We start from the raw sequence: 14,594 nt of genomic DNA on the forward strand, positions 1-14,594 counted from the left end.
TGCCCGCGCTGGCCGCCCCCGCCGGGGAGGTCGCCCGGGTGCGCGGCGAGCACGCGGCGGCGTTGCGGGCCGAGGTGGACCGGGAGCGGCCACCGCCGTCCACGGCGCCCTCGTCCGCCCCCGCCACTGCCCCGCCCGCCGCACCCGCGGACCCGGCGGCGGCGAAGGCGGCGCTGGTGGACGGGCTCACGGCGGCGGAGAAGGAAGCGGGCGGGGTCGTGGCGGCGGTGCCGCGCCACCGCGCCGGGATGGTCGCCTCGGTCGGGGCGGCCTGCGCGAGTCTGCGAGAGGTGCTGGCCTGATGCAGGAAGACCCCGGGGCCGACGCCCCCACCGCCGTCCCGTCCGGGGCGGCCCAACCGACGAGCATCCCGGCCACCCGGCCGCCGATGGCCGCCGACACCCTCGACGCGGTGCAGGCGGCCCTGGGCGCCGAACACGCGGCGGTGTGGGTCTACGGGCTGGTCAGCGCCTTCCTCCCGGCCTCGTTCGACGCGGGCATCGACGCGGGCGCGCTGGCCCACCGGGCCCGGCGGGACGCGACCGAGCGCCTGCTGGGCGCCTCCGGGGCGACCCCCCGGGCGGCGGAACCCGCCTACCTGCCACCACAACCGGTGACCGACCAGGCGTCCGCGCTGGCCCTGCTGATCACCGCCGAGCAGGACGCGACGGTGGCCTGGCGGGCCGTCCTGGACCGGACCGACGACGCCGACGTGCGGGCGGCGGCGGCGCAGGCGCTGACGGAGGAGGCGGTGCGGGCGACGAAGTGGCGCATCGTGGCCGGGGTGTCCCCCGCTACGCCATCGTTCCCCGGCAGGCCGTGAGGTCGCCCGGGGTGCGCTGACCGGGGGTCAGGCTCCGGTGTCGATCTCCTCGACGAGGCGCAGGGCGTCGTTGCAGATGCTGTCGAGGGTGGGTTCGTCGGCCTTGGTGGTGGTGGACCTGCCGTTGACGGGGGCGAAGTCGGCCTCGACGATGACGACCACGGCCTGGTTCTGCTGGGCGGCGTAGCCGAGGCCGTTGCTCAGGGACTTCAGCGGCGGGGCGCTGACCACGCCCTCGCGCACGAGGTCGCTGACGTTGCCGGTGCCGTCCTGGTCGGTGAGGGTGCGCAGTTCGGCCGCCTTGTCCGCGCCGCTCATGTGCAGCACGCCGACGCCCACCAGGACCGTGCGGTCCTGGACCCTCGTGGTGAACACGGCCTGGACGACCTTGGTGCAGATGCCGGGTTGGGCCAGGAAGGTCTTGGTCTTGCTGTAGGCGTGCTCGGCGCAGTTGGTGTCGGTGCGCGGCGTGGGGACGTCCTTGTACGGTTCGAACTGGTACACGCCCTCCGTCTTCGGGCGGGTCTGCTGCGTCGTCGGGGTCGCGGTGTCGGAGGAGTCGTCGTCGCCGCTGACGTAGGACCAGACCAGGCCGGAGATCACGGCGATGGCGACCAGGGCGGCGATGCGCAGGCCCCAGTTCAGGGCCGGGTTGCCGGGCGGCGGGGCGGGCTCGGGCTGGAACCGGAACGGGTCACCGGGCTGCTCGGCCGCGGGCACCCGCGGGATCCAGTCCGTTTCGCCTTGGCGGGGGTGCTGCCCTGGCCACGGGCCGCGACCTGGCTGTTGGGGGTCCGACACGACTGCCCACGGTAATCGGTATCCCCCGACCGTGTGAGACCGGCCGACGAACAGGACGAAAACCCCAGCTCAGAGTGCGCCCAGAACGGCGTCGACGTCCTCGGCGGTGTTGTAGAGGTGGAACGACAGCCGGGAACGGCCCGCGCGCTGGGCGCAGCGGATGCCCGCGGCGGCCAGGCGGTCGGCGATGCCGGGCAGGTCCAGGGAGATGATCGCCGAGCCGCGCGGGGGCAGGTCGAGACCGGCCAGCAGGGAGTCGGCCAGGCCCACGCAGTGGTCGCGGACGCGGGCGAGGTCCAGCCCGGCCAGCCAGGTCATCGACTCGGCGGCGCCGACGTGGGCCCACCAGACCGGGGACAGGTCGAAGGCGCGCGCGTTCCCGGCGAGCCGCAGCGGCAGGTCGTAGACGGTCTGCCACGGGTCCTCCCCCGCGTACCAGTTGGCCGCCAGCGGGTGGGTCAGCTCCGCGGCGCCCGCCCCGACCGCCAACCACGCCGCCCCGCGCGGGGCGAGCAGCCACTTGTAGCAGGTGCCGACCACCCAGTCCGCCCACGACAGGCTCAGCGGCAGCCACCCCACGGCCTGCGTGGCGTCGAGTAGCACCCTGGTGCCCGCGGCCCGCAGCCCCTCCAGGTCCGCGACGGCGCCGTCCGCCGACTGCACGACGCTGACCGCCACCAGGTCGAACTCCGGCGCCCTGGCCACCAGCTCCTCCGGCCCGACCTCGACCACCTCCAAGCCGCGGGAGGCGAACGGGAAGGTCAGGCTGGTGAACTCCCCGCGCAGGGTCAGCACACGCGTGCCACCCGGGACACCCGAGGCGACCAGCGACACCAGTTGCGAGACGTTGGACCCGATCGCCACCGACCCGGCGTCGACCCCGACCAGCCGGGCCCAGGCGGCGCGGGCCACGGCCACCGACTCGTCGAACTCGGGCGGGTTCGCCGCCCCCGAGCGCCAGCGGCGCACGGCGTTGTCCACGGCGTCGGCGGCCCGCGCGGACGGGATGCCGATGCTGGCGGTGTTGAGGTACCCGAACGGGACGTCGAAGTGTTCTCCGAAGGCGGCGCGCACACCCACAGCCTACGGTGGGGGCGTGCACAGCGAGGAGATCAAAATCCGCACCGGCGGCGCGGAGGTGGTGCACGACCTCACCGACCGCTGCGCCCGGTTCCTGTCCGACGCCGACGCCGGGGACGGCCTGCTGCACGTGTGGGTGCCGCACGCCACGGCCGGACTGGCGATCATCGAAACCGGCGCGGGCAGCGACGAGGACCTGCTGGCCGCCCTGCGGGAACTGCTGCCTGCCGACAGCCGGTGGCGGCACCGGCACGGGACTCCGGGGCACGGGCGCGACCACGTGCTGCCCGGGTTGGTGCCGCCCTACGCGACGGTGCCGGTGCTGGGCGGGGTGATGGCGTTGGGGACGTGGCAGTCGATCTGCCTGGTGGACACCAACGTCGACAACCCGGTGCGGCGGGTGCGGTTGAGCTTCCTCGCCGGTTGAGCCTGTTCCTGCTTGAGTTTGTTCGCTTTGCAGCCGGGTTTTGGGGATCTGCTCGGCCGTGCCGTTGCTTTAAAGCCCGGGAGTTTTCGGGGCGTGCCCGGGTGGGTGGATCCGCTTGGGCGGGGCCCCTACAGCGATCATGCGCCCAGTGTGACCGAGTGGGGCTGAAGAGATGCCCCACAGCCCAGACAGGCTTGCACATGATCGCTACCCCCACCCAAGCAGATCCACCCACCCGGGCATTGGCGTAGCCGGGCAGGCGGTTGCGGGGGTGCTGATTTTCGCTGCGCCTGGTGGGGTTCGGGGTGGCTGGCCGCCCGGCTGGCGGTTGGTGGGGTGGTCGGCGGCTGCGCCTCGGTGGGGTTTCGGTGGCCTGCTGCCGGGCTGGTGGCTCGTGGGGGGTCGGCCGTTGGGCCGTTGGGGTTCTGTGTGGCTGGTGGCTGCGCCGGTGAGCCCAGGTTGTTCCAACGGGTGGGGCGGGCTGCGTTAACGTCGTGCCGGTGGTGAGCAGGCGGCTGGCGGTGGGGGCGACGGCACTGGTGCTGGTCGCCTCCGCGTTCGTGGCCGTGGGGGTGTTCGGGCCTGCCGGTGACGATTCGGCGGACCTGCCGAGTGCGACCTCCGTGTCCTCGACGCGGACGCGGGAGGCCGCCTCGGAGGAGGCGCGGAACCCGGGGTGGCAGGTGGTGGTGGACGGGCAGGCGCAGCTCACCTACGAGTTGCCCCCGGAGTGGGCGCTGGCCGAGGACACCGAGTCACTGGAGTCGTCCAACGGGGTGCGGTTGGGGCACCTGGCCGACTTCGGGACCTACACCTGTCAGGGGGCGGAGTACGGGCGGGCGTTCAGCGGCAGTGGGGTGGCCGAGGGGCCGCCCGCTGACGCCGCCGCCGAGTTGGCCGCCGCGATCGCCGCCGACCAGTACAGCGACGCCAACCAGACTGCGCGGGTGACCCTGTCACGACCGACGCCGGTGGTGCGGGACGGGGCGCGGGGAAGTGTGGTGCGCGCGGACGCGGAGACCACCACCGACAGCGCCGACGCGTGCGCCGGGGTGCGGGGGACGGTGGTCGTGGTGGCGTTGGCGACCGGGGCGGGTACTTCCGTGGTGGTGTTGGGGGCGGACACGGTGCCGGGTGAGGCGTTGGGGCCGGACACTGTGGGGGCCGGGGACGTGCGGGCGATCACGGACAGCGTTCGACCGCGCGGGTGAGCGCGGGCGGTGGGGCGATACCGTCGGGCCGTGACCTATCCGGGTGGGCAGTACCAGGGCCTCGGGCTGTTCGACGAGCCACCGCCGCCGCGGCGGACCGGGCGGATCGCGGCTGTCGCGGTGGCCGCCCTGGTTGTCATCGTGGGCGCGGTGGTGGCGGTGGTGCTGCTGAACCGGGGCGCTGGCAGCAGCGGGTCGGGGCCGACGACCGGTCCCACCACGACCACGCAGCGGACCACCGGGGCACCGCCGGGCGAGGTGGTGGCCAACGAGGACGCGCACGTCGCCTACTCGGTGCCCGACGGGTGGGTGGCGTCGGGCGGTGATCCGATCGCACTGGCGTCGATGTCCGGTCTGAGCATCTCCGCCCTTGCCGGGTCGGGCGACTACTCCTGCGAGGGCCGTGACTACAGCCGGGGCTTCGCCGGGAGCGGCACCGCGCCAGCCGGGGAGATCAACCAGGTGGCCAACGACATCGCGCACGCGGTGGGCACCGACGGGTACACCGGTGCCAGCGGCCTGGAGGTGTCCGTCGGTACCCCCAAGGCCGTCGAGCGCACCGGGGACGATGGCACGGCGGTCGACGGCGTGCAGGTCGAGGCGACCGTCACCACCTCCGGCAGCGCGTGCCTGGGCACCAGGGGCCTGGTGGTGGTCACCGTGCTGCGGGTCGCCGACGGGCTGCGGTTCGTCGTGGTCAACGGGGACACCGCGGGTGGGCCCGCCGACCCGCCGCCGGTCGAGCGGGCCGTCCTGCTGGCCGTCGCCGACAGCGCGCGCCCGATCCCCTGATCCCCGTGTCACGATGACCGGGTGACACCGCCGACCACCCTCGTCCTGTGGGACGTGGACCAGACGCTCGTGGACTACCGCGGGCTCGGCCGCGCCTGGTACGCCGAGGCGCTGGTGACCGCGCTGGGCATCGACCTGGTGCACGTGCCCGCGTTCGCAGGCCGCACCGAGCGCGGCATCACCGTGGAGCTGCTGGAGGCGCACGGCGTCGCCTGGACCGAGGAGGACGTGCGGCGGGTGCACGCCGAGCTGGTCTCCGTCGCCGAGGCGGGGCGGGCCACCATGGCCGAGCGGGGTCGGGCACTGCCCGGGGCCGCCGAGGTCCTCGCCGAGTTGGCCGGGCGCCCGGAGGTGGTGCAGACGCTGGTCACCGGGAACCTGCCCGAGCTGGCCGCCTGCAAGCTGGCCCCGCTGCTGCCGCACCACCACCTGGACCTCGACGTCGGCGGGTACGGCGCGCTCTCGGCCGACCGGCACGTGCTGGTGGCCGCCGCGCGGGCGGCCGCGGAGGCGAAGTACGGCACCCGGTTCGCCGCGGACCGGGTGGTGGTCGTCGGTGACACCACCCACGACGTGGTGGGCGCCCGGCACCACGGGGTGGTCGCGGTGGGGGTGGCGACCGGGCGCGACAGCGCCGCGGAGCTGGCCGCGGCGGGAGCCGACGTGGTGCTGGCGGACCTGTCCGACACCGGGGCCGTGGTCGCCGCGCTGCTCGGATGGGCAGGTTCACCCGCCGATGCGCGGGGCGGTCAACTACCGTCTGGGGCATGAGCACCCCAGGGGGTCCGTACTGGCAGGAGCCGCACCCGCAGTACCAAGTGGACCCGATGACCGGCCAACCCTCGCCGTACCAGCAGCAGGGTCACCCACAGCAACCGCAGCAACCCGGTGGGTATCAGGGTTTCGGCATGTACCAGCCGCCCGAGCCGCCCAAGGGGAACCGGACGCCGTGGATCATCGTGGCGGTGGTGGTGCTGGTGGTCGCCATCGGCGGGGTGACGACCCTGTTCCTGGTCAACCGCGACGACGATCAGCCGATCGCCGACCCCGGCCCGTCGTCGAGCGCGCCCCCGCCGCCGTCCTCGGGGCAGAAGACCACGTCCTCGGCGCCGAAGACGACCGCGAAGCGACCGTCCACTTCGTCCACCCCGACGAAGGTGGAGGACATCCTGGTCGACTCGGTGGTCTCGGGCTGGCAGGGGGTGCTGTCGTTCAAGGAGAAGGTGGCCTACGACGTCCCGAAGGACTGGGAGGTCGAGACGCCGAGCACGATCGTCGGCTTCGAGGACAACGACGGCAAGCCGACCGCGGTCATGCACGGCGTGACCACGTACAAGCCGGAGGCGTGCACGTCGGTGAAGGGCTCCTACCGCGGCCGCGCCGGGTTCGTCACGGCCGGGACCACCGAGCCCGCCAGGGCGGCGAGCAACGGTGTGAAGCTGTTCGCCGACTCCGCGGCGCTCAACCCGGACGGGTCCAAGGCGCAGGTGGCGGTCACCGAGGCCACGCCCACGAAGGTCAACGCGGGCAAGATCGACGCGTTCACCGCGACCGCGACCCTCACCGTGACCCAGCCCGGCAAGTGCCCCTCCCCCACCGTGGTGTTCACGGCCGTGGCGTTCAAGAACGGTGAGAACACCGCGCTGTTCATGATGTACCAGGACCAGGGCGTGCCCGACGCGCTGCCCGCCGAGACCGCGGCGAAGATGGTCGAGAGCATCCGCCCCTACGAGGGCTGAGAGAACGCGAGGGGCCGGGGTCCACTGTGGACCCCGGCCCCTCGTGCGTTGCGGGTCAGCCGCGCACCAGCGAGGTGAGGTGCTCGACGACGTCGGTCACCGCGACCTCCACGCGCTCGCCGGACCTGCGGTCCTTGACCTCGACGACGCCGTTGGCCAGGCCGCGGCCGACGACGACGATCGTCGGGACGCCGATCAGCTCGGCGTCCTTGAACTTCACCCCGGGCGAGGTGGTGCGGTCGTCGAGCAGCACCGACAGCCCGGCGGCGTCGAGCTCGGCCGCGAGGTCCTCGCCACCGGCCTTGAGCGCGTCGTCCTTGCCAGCCACGACCAGGTGCAGGTCGTACGGGGAGACCTCGCGCGGCCAGTACAGGCCCTGCTCGTCGTGCTGCTGCTCGGCCAGCACGGCGACCAGCCGGGAGACGCCGATGCCGTAGGAGCCCATGGTGATCCGGATGGGCTTGGAGTCGGCGCCGAGGGCGTCGAGGCCGAAGGCGTCGGCGTACTTGCGGCCGAGCTGGAAGATGTGGCCGATCTCGATGCCGCGCGCGGCGACCAGGGTGCCCTTGCCGTCCGGCGACGGGTCGCCCTCGCGCACCTCGGCGGCCTCGATGGTGCCGTGCGGGGTGAAGTCGCGGCCCGCGACCAGGTCGACCACGTGGTGCTCGGCCTTGTCCGCGCCGGTCACCCAGGCGGTGCCGGTGACCACGCGCGGGTCGACCAGGTAGCGCACGCCGTTGTCCAGCAGCGCCTTCGGGCCGATGTAGCCCTTGACCAGGAAGGTGTTGCGGGCGAAGTCGGCGTCGTCGAGCATGGCGACCTCGGCGGGCTCCAGCGCCGCCTCCAGCCGCTTGGTGTCCACCTCGCGGTCGCCGGGCAGGCCGACGGCGAGCAGCTCCCAGCCCTCCGCCCCCGGCTTGCGGGTCTTGAGCAGGACGTTCTTGAGCGTGTCGGCCGCGGTGAACTCCCGGCCCAGGTCGGCGCCGTTGAGGAAGGTGACCAGCGACTCGATGGTGGGGGTGCCGGGCGTGTGGTGCACCTGCGCCTCGGGCAGGCCCTCCAGCGGCCGGGGCTCCGGCGCGGGGGTGACGACGGCCTCGACGTTGGCGGCGTAGTCCGACTCGGTGCTGCGGACGAAGGTGTCCTCGCCGGTGGGCGCCACCGCGAGGAACTCCTCCGACGCCGAGCCGCCCATCGCCCCCGAGGTGGCCGAGCAGATCACGTACTCCAGGCCGAGCCGGTCGAAGATCCGGATGTAGGTGTCGCGGTGGGCCTGGTAGGAGGCCGACAGGCCCTCGTCGGTGAGGTCGAAGGAGTAGGAGTCCTTCATGACGAACTCGCGCCCGCGCAGGATGCCCGCCCGGGGCCGCGCCTCGTCGCGGTACTTGGTCTGGATCTGGTACAGCGTGACCGGGTAGTCCTTGTACGAGGCGTACTCGCCCTTCACGGTGAGCGTGAACAGCTCCTCGTGGGTGGGGCCGAGCAGGTAGTCGGCGCCCTTGCGGTCCTTGAGCCGGAACAGGTTGGGCCCGTACTCGGTCCACCGGTTCGTCGCCTCGTAGGGCTCCTTGGGCAGCAGCGCGGGGAAGGAGATCTCCTGCGCGCCCATCGCGTCCATCTCCTCGCGGACGACGCGCTCGACGTTGCGGAACACGCGCAGCCCCAGCGGCAGCCAGGTGTAACCGCCCGGAGCCACGCGGCGGACGTACCCGGCGCGCACCAGCAGCTTGTGGCTGGGCACCTCGGCGTCCGCCGGGTCCTCGCGCAGGGTGCGCAGGAACAACGACGACATCCTGGTGATCACGGTGGGGCTCCCTACGGCCGGAACAGTGCTCTAGAGGGTAGTGACCAGGCTCTCGCCTGCGCATTCGGGTTACAGCAGCGACCCCGAGGCGGGCTCGACGACCCGTGCCTCGGTGACGATCGCGGCGACCAGGTCGGCCGGGGTCACGTCGAAGGCGTAGTTCAGCGCCCGGGTCGCCGCGGGGGCGATCCGCTCACCGCGCCAGCAGAGCACCTCGTCCTCGTCGCGCACCTCGATGTCCACCGACCGGCCGTCGGGGGTGCCGAGGTCCACGGTCGACTCGGGCGCGGCCACGACGAACGGGATGCCCGCCCTGGCCGCGGCCAGCGCCAGCGGGTACGTGCCGACCTTGTTGACCACGTCGCCGTTGGCCGCGATCCGGTCCGCGCCCACCACCACGGCGCCCACCAGCCCGTTGGCGATCACCGACGGCCCGGCGGAGTCGACCACGACGGTGTGCGGCACGCCCAGGCCCGCCAGCTCCCAGGCGGTGATCCGGGCACCCTGCAGCAGCGGTCGGGTCTCGTCGGCGTAGACGTGGCCGAGGCCGCCGCGCAGGTGCAGCGAGCGCAGCACGCCCAGCGCGGTGCCCCACTCCACGCAGGCCAGCGCACCCGCGTTGCAGTGGGTGAGCGCGTCGACCGGCCCGCCGACCCGGTCGAGCAGCCAGTCCGCGCCCCGCTCGCCCAGCGCCCGGTTCAGCCGCGCGTCGTCCTCCAGGACGGCCACCGCCTCGGCGACCACGGCGGCGGTCCCCTCCGGCAGGCGCGCGAGGGCCCGGTCGACACCCCAGGCCAGGTTCACCGCTGTCGGCCGGGCCGCGCGGACCTTCGCCGCCTCCTCCTCGACCCGGTCGGGAGCGGTCAGCGCGGCCAGCGCCACACCCAGCGCCCCGGCCACCCCGAGCGCCGGGGCACCGCGCACGGCGAGGGAGGCGATGGCGGTCACGAGCTCGTCCACGGTCCGCAGCTCGGCGACGACCAGGGCGTGCGGCAGCCGGGTCTGGTCGATGATCACGACGCGGTCCCCGCGCCAGTCGATGGTGCGCATGGGGTCATCGTGGCGGAATTGTCGGTGGTCGTGCGTACGGTCGGGGACACGGGTCAGAACCCGGCGTGACGATCGACAGCACCGCCGAGGGCTGACCAGTGGACCGGAGCCGCGACTCGCTTCCCCGGACGCGGCTCCCCACCGGGTCGCCGCCCCCCGAACACGGGGGCGGCGGCCCCACCGGGTGCCCGGGGCTCAGCGGATGCGGACGGTCCACCGGGCGGACGGGGTGAAACCGGCCCGCCGGTAGATGCCCAGCGCCCCCGTGGGGTTGTCGGCGTCGACGCTCAGCCCCGCTGAGGCGTACCCCGCCGCGGCACCCGCGTGCAGGGTGTGCGCGAGCAGCGCACCACCCAGCCCACGACCGCGGAACCCCGGATCGGTGCCCACCGCGGCCACCCACAGCTCGCGGTGACCCCGCGCCTCGCTGTCAGCGGCGTGGTGGTGGCTGAGCACGAACGCGGCAAGGGCGCCGCTCGCCGCGTCGCGCACCTGGAACGTCAACCCGGGCACGAACAGGTTCGGCGCCAGGAAGCGCGCCCGCCACTGCTCCGGGTCGTGCTGCGGGGAACCCCAGTGGTCGGCGAAGCTGCGGTTGCGCAGGAGCCGCAACTCCTCCGCGTGCGCCTCGGTGAAGCGCTCCACCGCGAACCCGGCGGGGACGGTCGCGGGCGCCGCGCCGGTGAGGTCGGCGGTCATGTCGAAGAACCAGCGGCGCGTGGTGAACCCGAACTCGGCCAGCAGCGCCTCCTGACCCGGGTTGCCGTCGTAGGCGCGCACGTGCGCCTCCAGCACCGGGTACCGGGCCTCGCCCGCGGCGATCACCCTGGTCAGCAGTTCCCGGCCGAGGCCGCGGCGGCGGTGCGCCGGGTGCACCGCCCCCTCGATCCGCAGCTCCACCCGGTCGCCGCCGGGCAGGCCGGGGGCGAAGGCGTAGGCGAGCAGGTCGTCACCCGCGAAGGCGCCCAGGCTGTCGCGGGCCAGGTCCGTGCCGGGGTCGTCCAGCCACCAGGCGAAGTCGTCCGCGCCCAGGTGCTCACCGGTGCGGTCCTCGGCCTCGACGGCCACCGCGCAGGCCACCCAGGCGGGCCCGTCGGCGGGTGTCAGCGGTCTCCAGATCACGTCCACGGGCCCGGACGGTAGCCACCCCGGCACGGCGCCTCGACCGCTTTTCTCTACGCTCGCCCGGTGCTCGTACTGCTTCCGCCCTCGGAGACCAAGAGCGACGGCGGGGACGGCGACCCGCTGGACCTCGGCGCCCTGTCCTTCGCCGAGCTGACCCCGGTCCGGCTGCGGCTCACCGAGGCGCTGCGCGCCCTCGCCGACGACGTGCCCGCCAGCCTCCGGGCGCTCGACCTGTCCGAGCGGCAGGTGGAGGAGGTCGAGCGCAACGCCGAGCTGTTCACCTCGCCGACCCGGCCCGCGCTGGAGCGCTACACCGGGGTGCTCTACGACGCGCTCGGCGCGGAGAAGTTCACCAGGGCGCAGCGGGCGCGGGCGGGCAGGCGGCTGGCCGTGGCGTCGGCGCTGTTCGGGGTGGTGCGGGCCGAGGACCCCATCCCGGCCTACCGGCTCTCCGGGGCGTCCGTGCTGCCCGGGATCGGCGGCCTGCGCGCGGTGTGGCGGGCCGACCTGGAGAAAACCCTGTCCACTGTGGACGAGTTGGTGGTGGACCTGCGCTCCGGGGCGTATGCGGCGCTGGCCGACGTCCCGCACGCGGTGACGGTGCGGGTGGTCACCGAGGGCGAGGGCGGCAGGCGCAAGAGCGTGAGCCACTTCAACAAGGCCGCCAAGGGCAGGCTGGCCGCCGCCCTGGCGCTGGCGCCGCGCGAGCCGGGCACCGTCCGCACGGTCGTCTCCGCCGCGCGGGCCGCCGGGCTGCGGTTGGAACCGGTCGGCAAGCGCGAACTGGAACTGGTCGTCGACGGCTGAGCCGATCCGGCAGCCGGATTTAATCGGTTGCGCGGCCCCGGCGGGCCGCGCGATCCTGTGCGCACGTTGCCGGTGGAGAGACGCCGGTGGAACCGAGGAGGTGCCCCGTGGAGATGACGGTCCCTGTGGTGGCGCTGACCCGTCCACCCGCCCCACCGAGCTGAGGCGCCCGGTGGGGACCCCTTCCTTTCCCTAGGAGACCCACCAGTGCGCAAGCACGGTTCCAACGATTTCTCCGACCTGACCGACGACGCCCCGCGCTCCACCAGGATGCGCAGGCGCGGCGGGTTCGACGACGACCCGCAGCCGACCCGGTCCGGGCGGCTCACCGAGGCCGAGCGGGCCCGGCTCGCCCGCGTCCGCGACGACGCCTACACCAAGTCCCAGGAGCTGCCCCCTGGCACCGACCGGTGGTCCACCTGGGGTGACGCCGACCAGGGCCCCGCACCCCGGCCGGAGTGGCTGGTCACCGACCTCGCCGCGGCCGACACCGAACTCGGCGTGCTCAAGACCGGCAAGGAAGCCGACGTGTTCCTGCTGGAGCGCGCGGTCCCCGGCGGCGCGAGCTGCGTGCTGGCGGCCAAGCGCTACCGCAGCGGCGAGCACCGGCTGTTCCACCGGGACGCCGGTTACCTGGAGGGCAGGCGGGTGCGCCGGTCCCGCGAGATGCGGGCGATGGGCAACCGCAGCTCCTTCGGCCGCAACCTCATCGCCGAGCAGTGGGCGGTGGCGGAGTTCGCCGCGCTGTCGCGGTTGTGGACGGCGGGTGCCCCGGTGCCCTACCCGGTGCAGCGCGACGGCACGGAGCTGCTGCTGGAGTACCTGCGCGGCGACGACCCGGACTCGGCGGCGCCCCGGCTGGCACAGCTACGACCCGCCGCCGACGACCTGCGCGACCTGTGGGAGCAGATGGTGCACGCGCTGGAGCTGTTCGCCTCCCTGGGGCTGGCGCACGGCGACCTGTCCGCCTACAACACCCTGGTCCGCGGCGGCGAGCTGGTGCTGATCGACCTGCCGCAGGTGGTCGACGTCATCGCGAACCCGGGCGGACCGGACTTCCTGGCCCGGGATGTGGCGAACATCGCGTCCTGGTTCCGCTCGCGCGGGCTTCCGGAGGACATCGGCGACCCGGGCGCCCTCACCGCCCGACTGCTCACCGCGGCGGGCATCTGAGGCGGGGGCGGGTGGGCCCCTTTTCCGGGGCCCACCCGCCCTATTCCCGCAGATCAGTGGGGACAGTCACGATGTCGGGGTGCCCGGGGTGCGCGGGGCCCGGCACATGTCGGGTACGCTTGTGTCATCACCGCGAACGGCCCATGCGCCGTTCCCAGTCAGACACCAGGCAGTTGTGCTGGTCCGACAGGCAGCGGTGGAAGCCCACCCAACGGTACGAACACATCGTGCCGGGCCCGTCCGCGTGAAAGCCTGCCGACCTCCTATGCGAGGGCGGAGCCTCCCGAGACGTGCCACGTCCGGAGAGGACCCCGTGCAGAACTCTGCCCTGCTTACGCAAGACATCACCACCGAAGACCACAAGCCGCGCCACCGCGCCAGCGGCAAGGGGCGTTTCGACAGCGAGACCAACGACGGCGTGACCTTCGCCGAGCTCGGCCTGCCCGAGCCCCTGCTGCGCGCACTGGCCGCCGCGGGCATCGACAAGCCCTTCCCCATCCAGTCCGCCACGCTCCCCGACGCCCTCGCGGGCCGGGACGTGCTGGGCCGCGCGCAGACCGGCTCGGGCAAGACCCTGGCCTTCGGCCTCGCGCTGCTCGCCCGCCTCAACGGCGGCCAGGCCCGCTCGCTGCGGCCGCGCGCACTGATCCTGGTGCCCACCCGCGAACTCGCCCTGCAGGTCAGCGACGCGCTGACCCCGCTGGCGCGGTCGCTGGGCCTGTGGTGCCGCACCGCCGTCGGCGGCATGTCCTTCCCCCGCCAGGCCGAGGCGCTCAAGCGCGGTGTCGACCTGCTGATCGCCACCCCGGGCCGCCTGTCGGACCACGTCCGCCAGGGCACCTGCGTCCTGCACGACGTGCAGTTCAGCGCGATCGACGAGGCCGACCAGATGGCGGACATGGGCTTCCTGCCCCAGGTCCGCGAGATCCTCGACCTCACCGACCCCGACGGCCAGGTGCTGCTGTTCTCGGCCACCCTGGACGGCGACGTGGACCAGTTGGTCCGCCGCTACCTGACCAACCCGGTCACGCACTCGGTCGACGTGTCCACCGCCAGCGTGTCCACCATGGAGCACCACATGCTCCTGGTGTCCAAGCAGGACAAGGCCGACGTCATCACCGAGGTCGCCGCCCGCGACGGCCGCACCATCATGTTCGTCCGCACCAAGCACCACGTCGACCGCCTGGCCGACAAGCTGCGCTCGGTCGGCGTCCGCGCCGGTGCCCTGCACGGCGGCAAGACCCAGGGCGCCCGCAACCGCGTGCTCACCCAGTTCCGCGACGGTGAGATGCCCGTCCTGGTCGCCACCGACGTCGCCGCCCGAGGCATCCACGTCGACGGCGTCAGCCTGGTCGTCCACGTCGACCCCCCGGCCGACTCCAAGGACTACCTGCACCGAGCGGGCCGCACCGCCCGGGCGGGCGAGTCCGGCACGGTCGTCACGGTCGTCACCCACGACCAGCGCCGCAGCGTCACCCGCATGACCGACAAGGCGGGCGTCAAGCCCGAAAGCACCCGAGTCCGCCCCGGCGACGCGGAACTCATCCGCATCACCGGTGCCCGGGTTCCCAGCGGTGAGCCGTACATCGAGCCCCCCGCCCGCCCGTCGCGCGCCCCCCGCTCCGGCGGCCACCCCTCCCGCCGCAGCGGCGACTTCCGCCCCCGCCGCCCCCGCGAGGGCGGCACCCGCGAGGGTGGCCCGCGCGAGTTCCACCAGCGCGAAGGCGGCCGCGACGACCGCCGGGGCGGCGCCCCGCGCCGG

General features: G+C 73.8%; 14 protein-coding genes and 1 pseudogene. 10 read left to right on the forward strand and 5 right to left on the reverse strand.

The genetic code is table 11. The features are described from left to right. A pseudogene (locus L6E12_RS30750) lies at positions 1-302 on the forward strand (hypothetical protein); the annotation flags it as partial. Further along, on the forward strand, positions 302-823 hold the full coding sequence (locus tag L6E12_RS30755) for a ferritin-like domain-containing protein (RefSeq protein WP_236231431.1): 522 nt from the start codon (positions 302-304) through the stop codon (positions 821-823). The pseudogene L6E12_RS30750 and the gene L6E12_RS30755, both read left to right, overlap by 1 nt. A gap of 27 nt (positions 824-850) precedes the next feature. Here L6E12_RS30755 and L6E12_RS30760 read toward each other — a convergent pair whose 3' ends face one another. Together L6E12_RS30760 and L6E12_RS30765 are read right to left on the reverse strand one after the other, a co-directional pair. After that, on the reverse strand, positions 851-1,543 hold the full coding sequence (locus tag L6E12_RS30760; protein WP_236231432.1) for a hypothetical protein: 693 nt from the start codon (positions 1,541-1,543) through the stop codon (positions 851-853). A gap of 150 nt (positions 1,544-1,693) precedes the next feature. Beyond that, positions 1,694-2,698, reverse strand: coding sequence for an aminotransferase (locus L6E12_RS30765; RefSeq protein WP_236231433.1), 1,005 nt, complete (start codon positions 2,696-2,698; stop codon positions 1,694-1,696). 22 nt (positions 2,699-2,720) lie between these two features. On the opposite strand from L6E12_RS30765, the gene L6E12_RS30770 reads away from it, so the two are divergent. From L6E12_RS30770 to L6E12_RS30790, 5 genes are all read left to right on the forward strand, one after another. After that, the gene (locus L6E12_RS30770; protein ID WP_236231434.1) at positions 2,721-3,131 is read left to right on the forward strand and encodes a secondary thiamine-phosphate synthase enzyme YjbQ; all 411 of its coding nucleotides are present in this window, start codon (positions 2,721-2,723) and stop codon (positions 3,129-3,131) included. A 500-nt stretch (positions 3,132-3,631) separates the two neighbouring features. Then, positions 3,632-4,342, forward strand: coding sequence for a hypothetical protein (locus tag L6E12_RS30775; protein WP_236231435.1), 711 nt, complete (start codon positions 3,632-3,634; stop codon positions 4,340-4,342). 30 nt (positions 4,343-4,372) lie between these two features. Continuing rightward, entirely contained in the window at positions 4,373-5,134 is a 762-nt protein-coding gene (locus tag L6E12_RS30780; protein WP_236231436.1) for a hypothetical protein, read from the forward strand. A 21-nt stretch (positions 5,135-5,155) separates the two neighbouring features. Continuing rightward, positions 5,156-5,905: an HAD hydrolase-like protein gene (locus L6E12_RS30785; protein WP_236231437.1), complete on the forward strand. Its 750-nt coding sequence runs from the start codon at positions 5,156-5,158 to the stop codon at positions 5,903-5,905. Continuing rightward, positions 5,902-6,873 carry a hypothetical protein gene (locus tag L6E12_RS30790; protein ID WP_236231438.1) on the forward strand — a complete coding sequence of 324 codons (972 nt, stop codon included), beginning with the start codon at positions 5,902-5,904 and terminating at the stop codon, positions 6,871-6,873. Before L6E12_RS30785 ends, L6E12_RS30790 begins: the two co-directional genes overlap by 4 nt. Before the next feature lie 55 nt (positions 6,874-6,928). On the opposite strand, the gene L6E12_RS30795 is transcribed toward L6E12_RS30790, so the two are convergent. The 3 genes from L6E12_RS30795 to L6E12_RS35585 form a co-directional block, all read right to left on the reverse strand. Then, a complete protein-coding gene (locus L6E12_RS30795) occupies positions 6,929-8,677 on the reverse strand; it encodes a proline--tRNA ligase (protein WP_236231439.1) in 1,749 nt (582 codons plus the stop codon). A 69-nt stretch (positions 8,678-8,746) separates the two neighbouring features. After that, positions 8,747-9,727, reverse strand: coding sequence for an S-methyl-5-thioribose-1-phosphate isomerase (mtnA, locus tag L6E12_RS30800; protein ID WP_236231440.1), 981 nt, complete (start codon positions 9,725-9,727; stop codon positions 8,747-8,749). Between the two features lie 195 nt (positions 9,728-9,922). Next, the gene (locus tag L6E12_RS35585; protein ID WP_236231441.1) at positions 9,923-10,855 is read right to left on the reverse strand and encodes a GNAT family N-acetyltransferase; all 933 of its coding nucleotides are present in this window, start codon (positions 10,853-10,855) and stop codon (positions 9,923-9,925) included. 60 nt (positions 10,856-10,915) lie between these two features. On the opposite strand from L6E12_RS35585, the gene yaaA reads away from it, so the two are divergent. From yaaA to L6E12_RS30820, 3 genes are all read left to right on the forward strand, one after another. Next, positions 10,916-11,659 carry a peroxide stress protein YaaA gene (gene yaaA / locus L6E12_RS30810; protein ID WP_236231442.1) on the forward strand — a complete coding sequence of 248 codons (744 nt, stop codon included), beginning with the start codon at positions 10,916-10,918 and terminating at the stop codon, positions 11,657-11,659. A 207-nt stretch (positions 11,660-11,866) separates the two neighbouring features. Then, the gene (locus tag L6E12_RS30815; RefSeq protein ID WP_236231443.1) at positions 11,867-12,832 is read left to right on the forward strand and encodes a serine protein kinase RIO; all 966 of its coding nucleotides are present in this window, start codon (positions 11,867-11,869) and stop codon (positions 12,830-12,832) included. 313 nt (positions 12,833-13,145) lie between these two features. Then, positions 13,146-14,594 (forward strand): DEAD/DEAH box helicase (locus L6E12_RS30820; protein WP_374201974.1); only part of this gene is annotated, 1,449 nt, incomplete at its 3' end.

It is taken from the genome of Actinokineospora sp. PR83 (genome assembly GCF_021056305.1).
Classification (GTDB): domain Bacteria; phylum Actinomycetota; class Actinomycetes; order Mycobacteriales; family Pseudonocardiaceae; genus Actinokineospora; species Actinokineospora spheciospongiae.

Bases quoted from the DNA above. Each gene is read 5' to 3' on its own strand.
- L6E12_RS30755 (WP_236231431.1), top strand. From the start codon at position 302: ATGCAGGAAGACCCCGGGGCCGACGCCCCCACCGCCGTCCCGTCCGGG.
- L6E12_RS30790 (WP_236231438.1), top strand. From the start codon at position 5,902: ATGAGCACCCCAGGGGGTCCGTACTGGCAGGAGCCGCACCCGCAGTAC.
- mtnA (WP_236231440.1), bottom strand. From the start codon at position 9,727: ATGCGCACCATCGACTGGCGCGGGGACCGCGTCGTGATCATCGACCAG.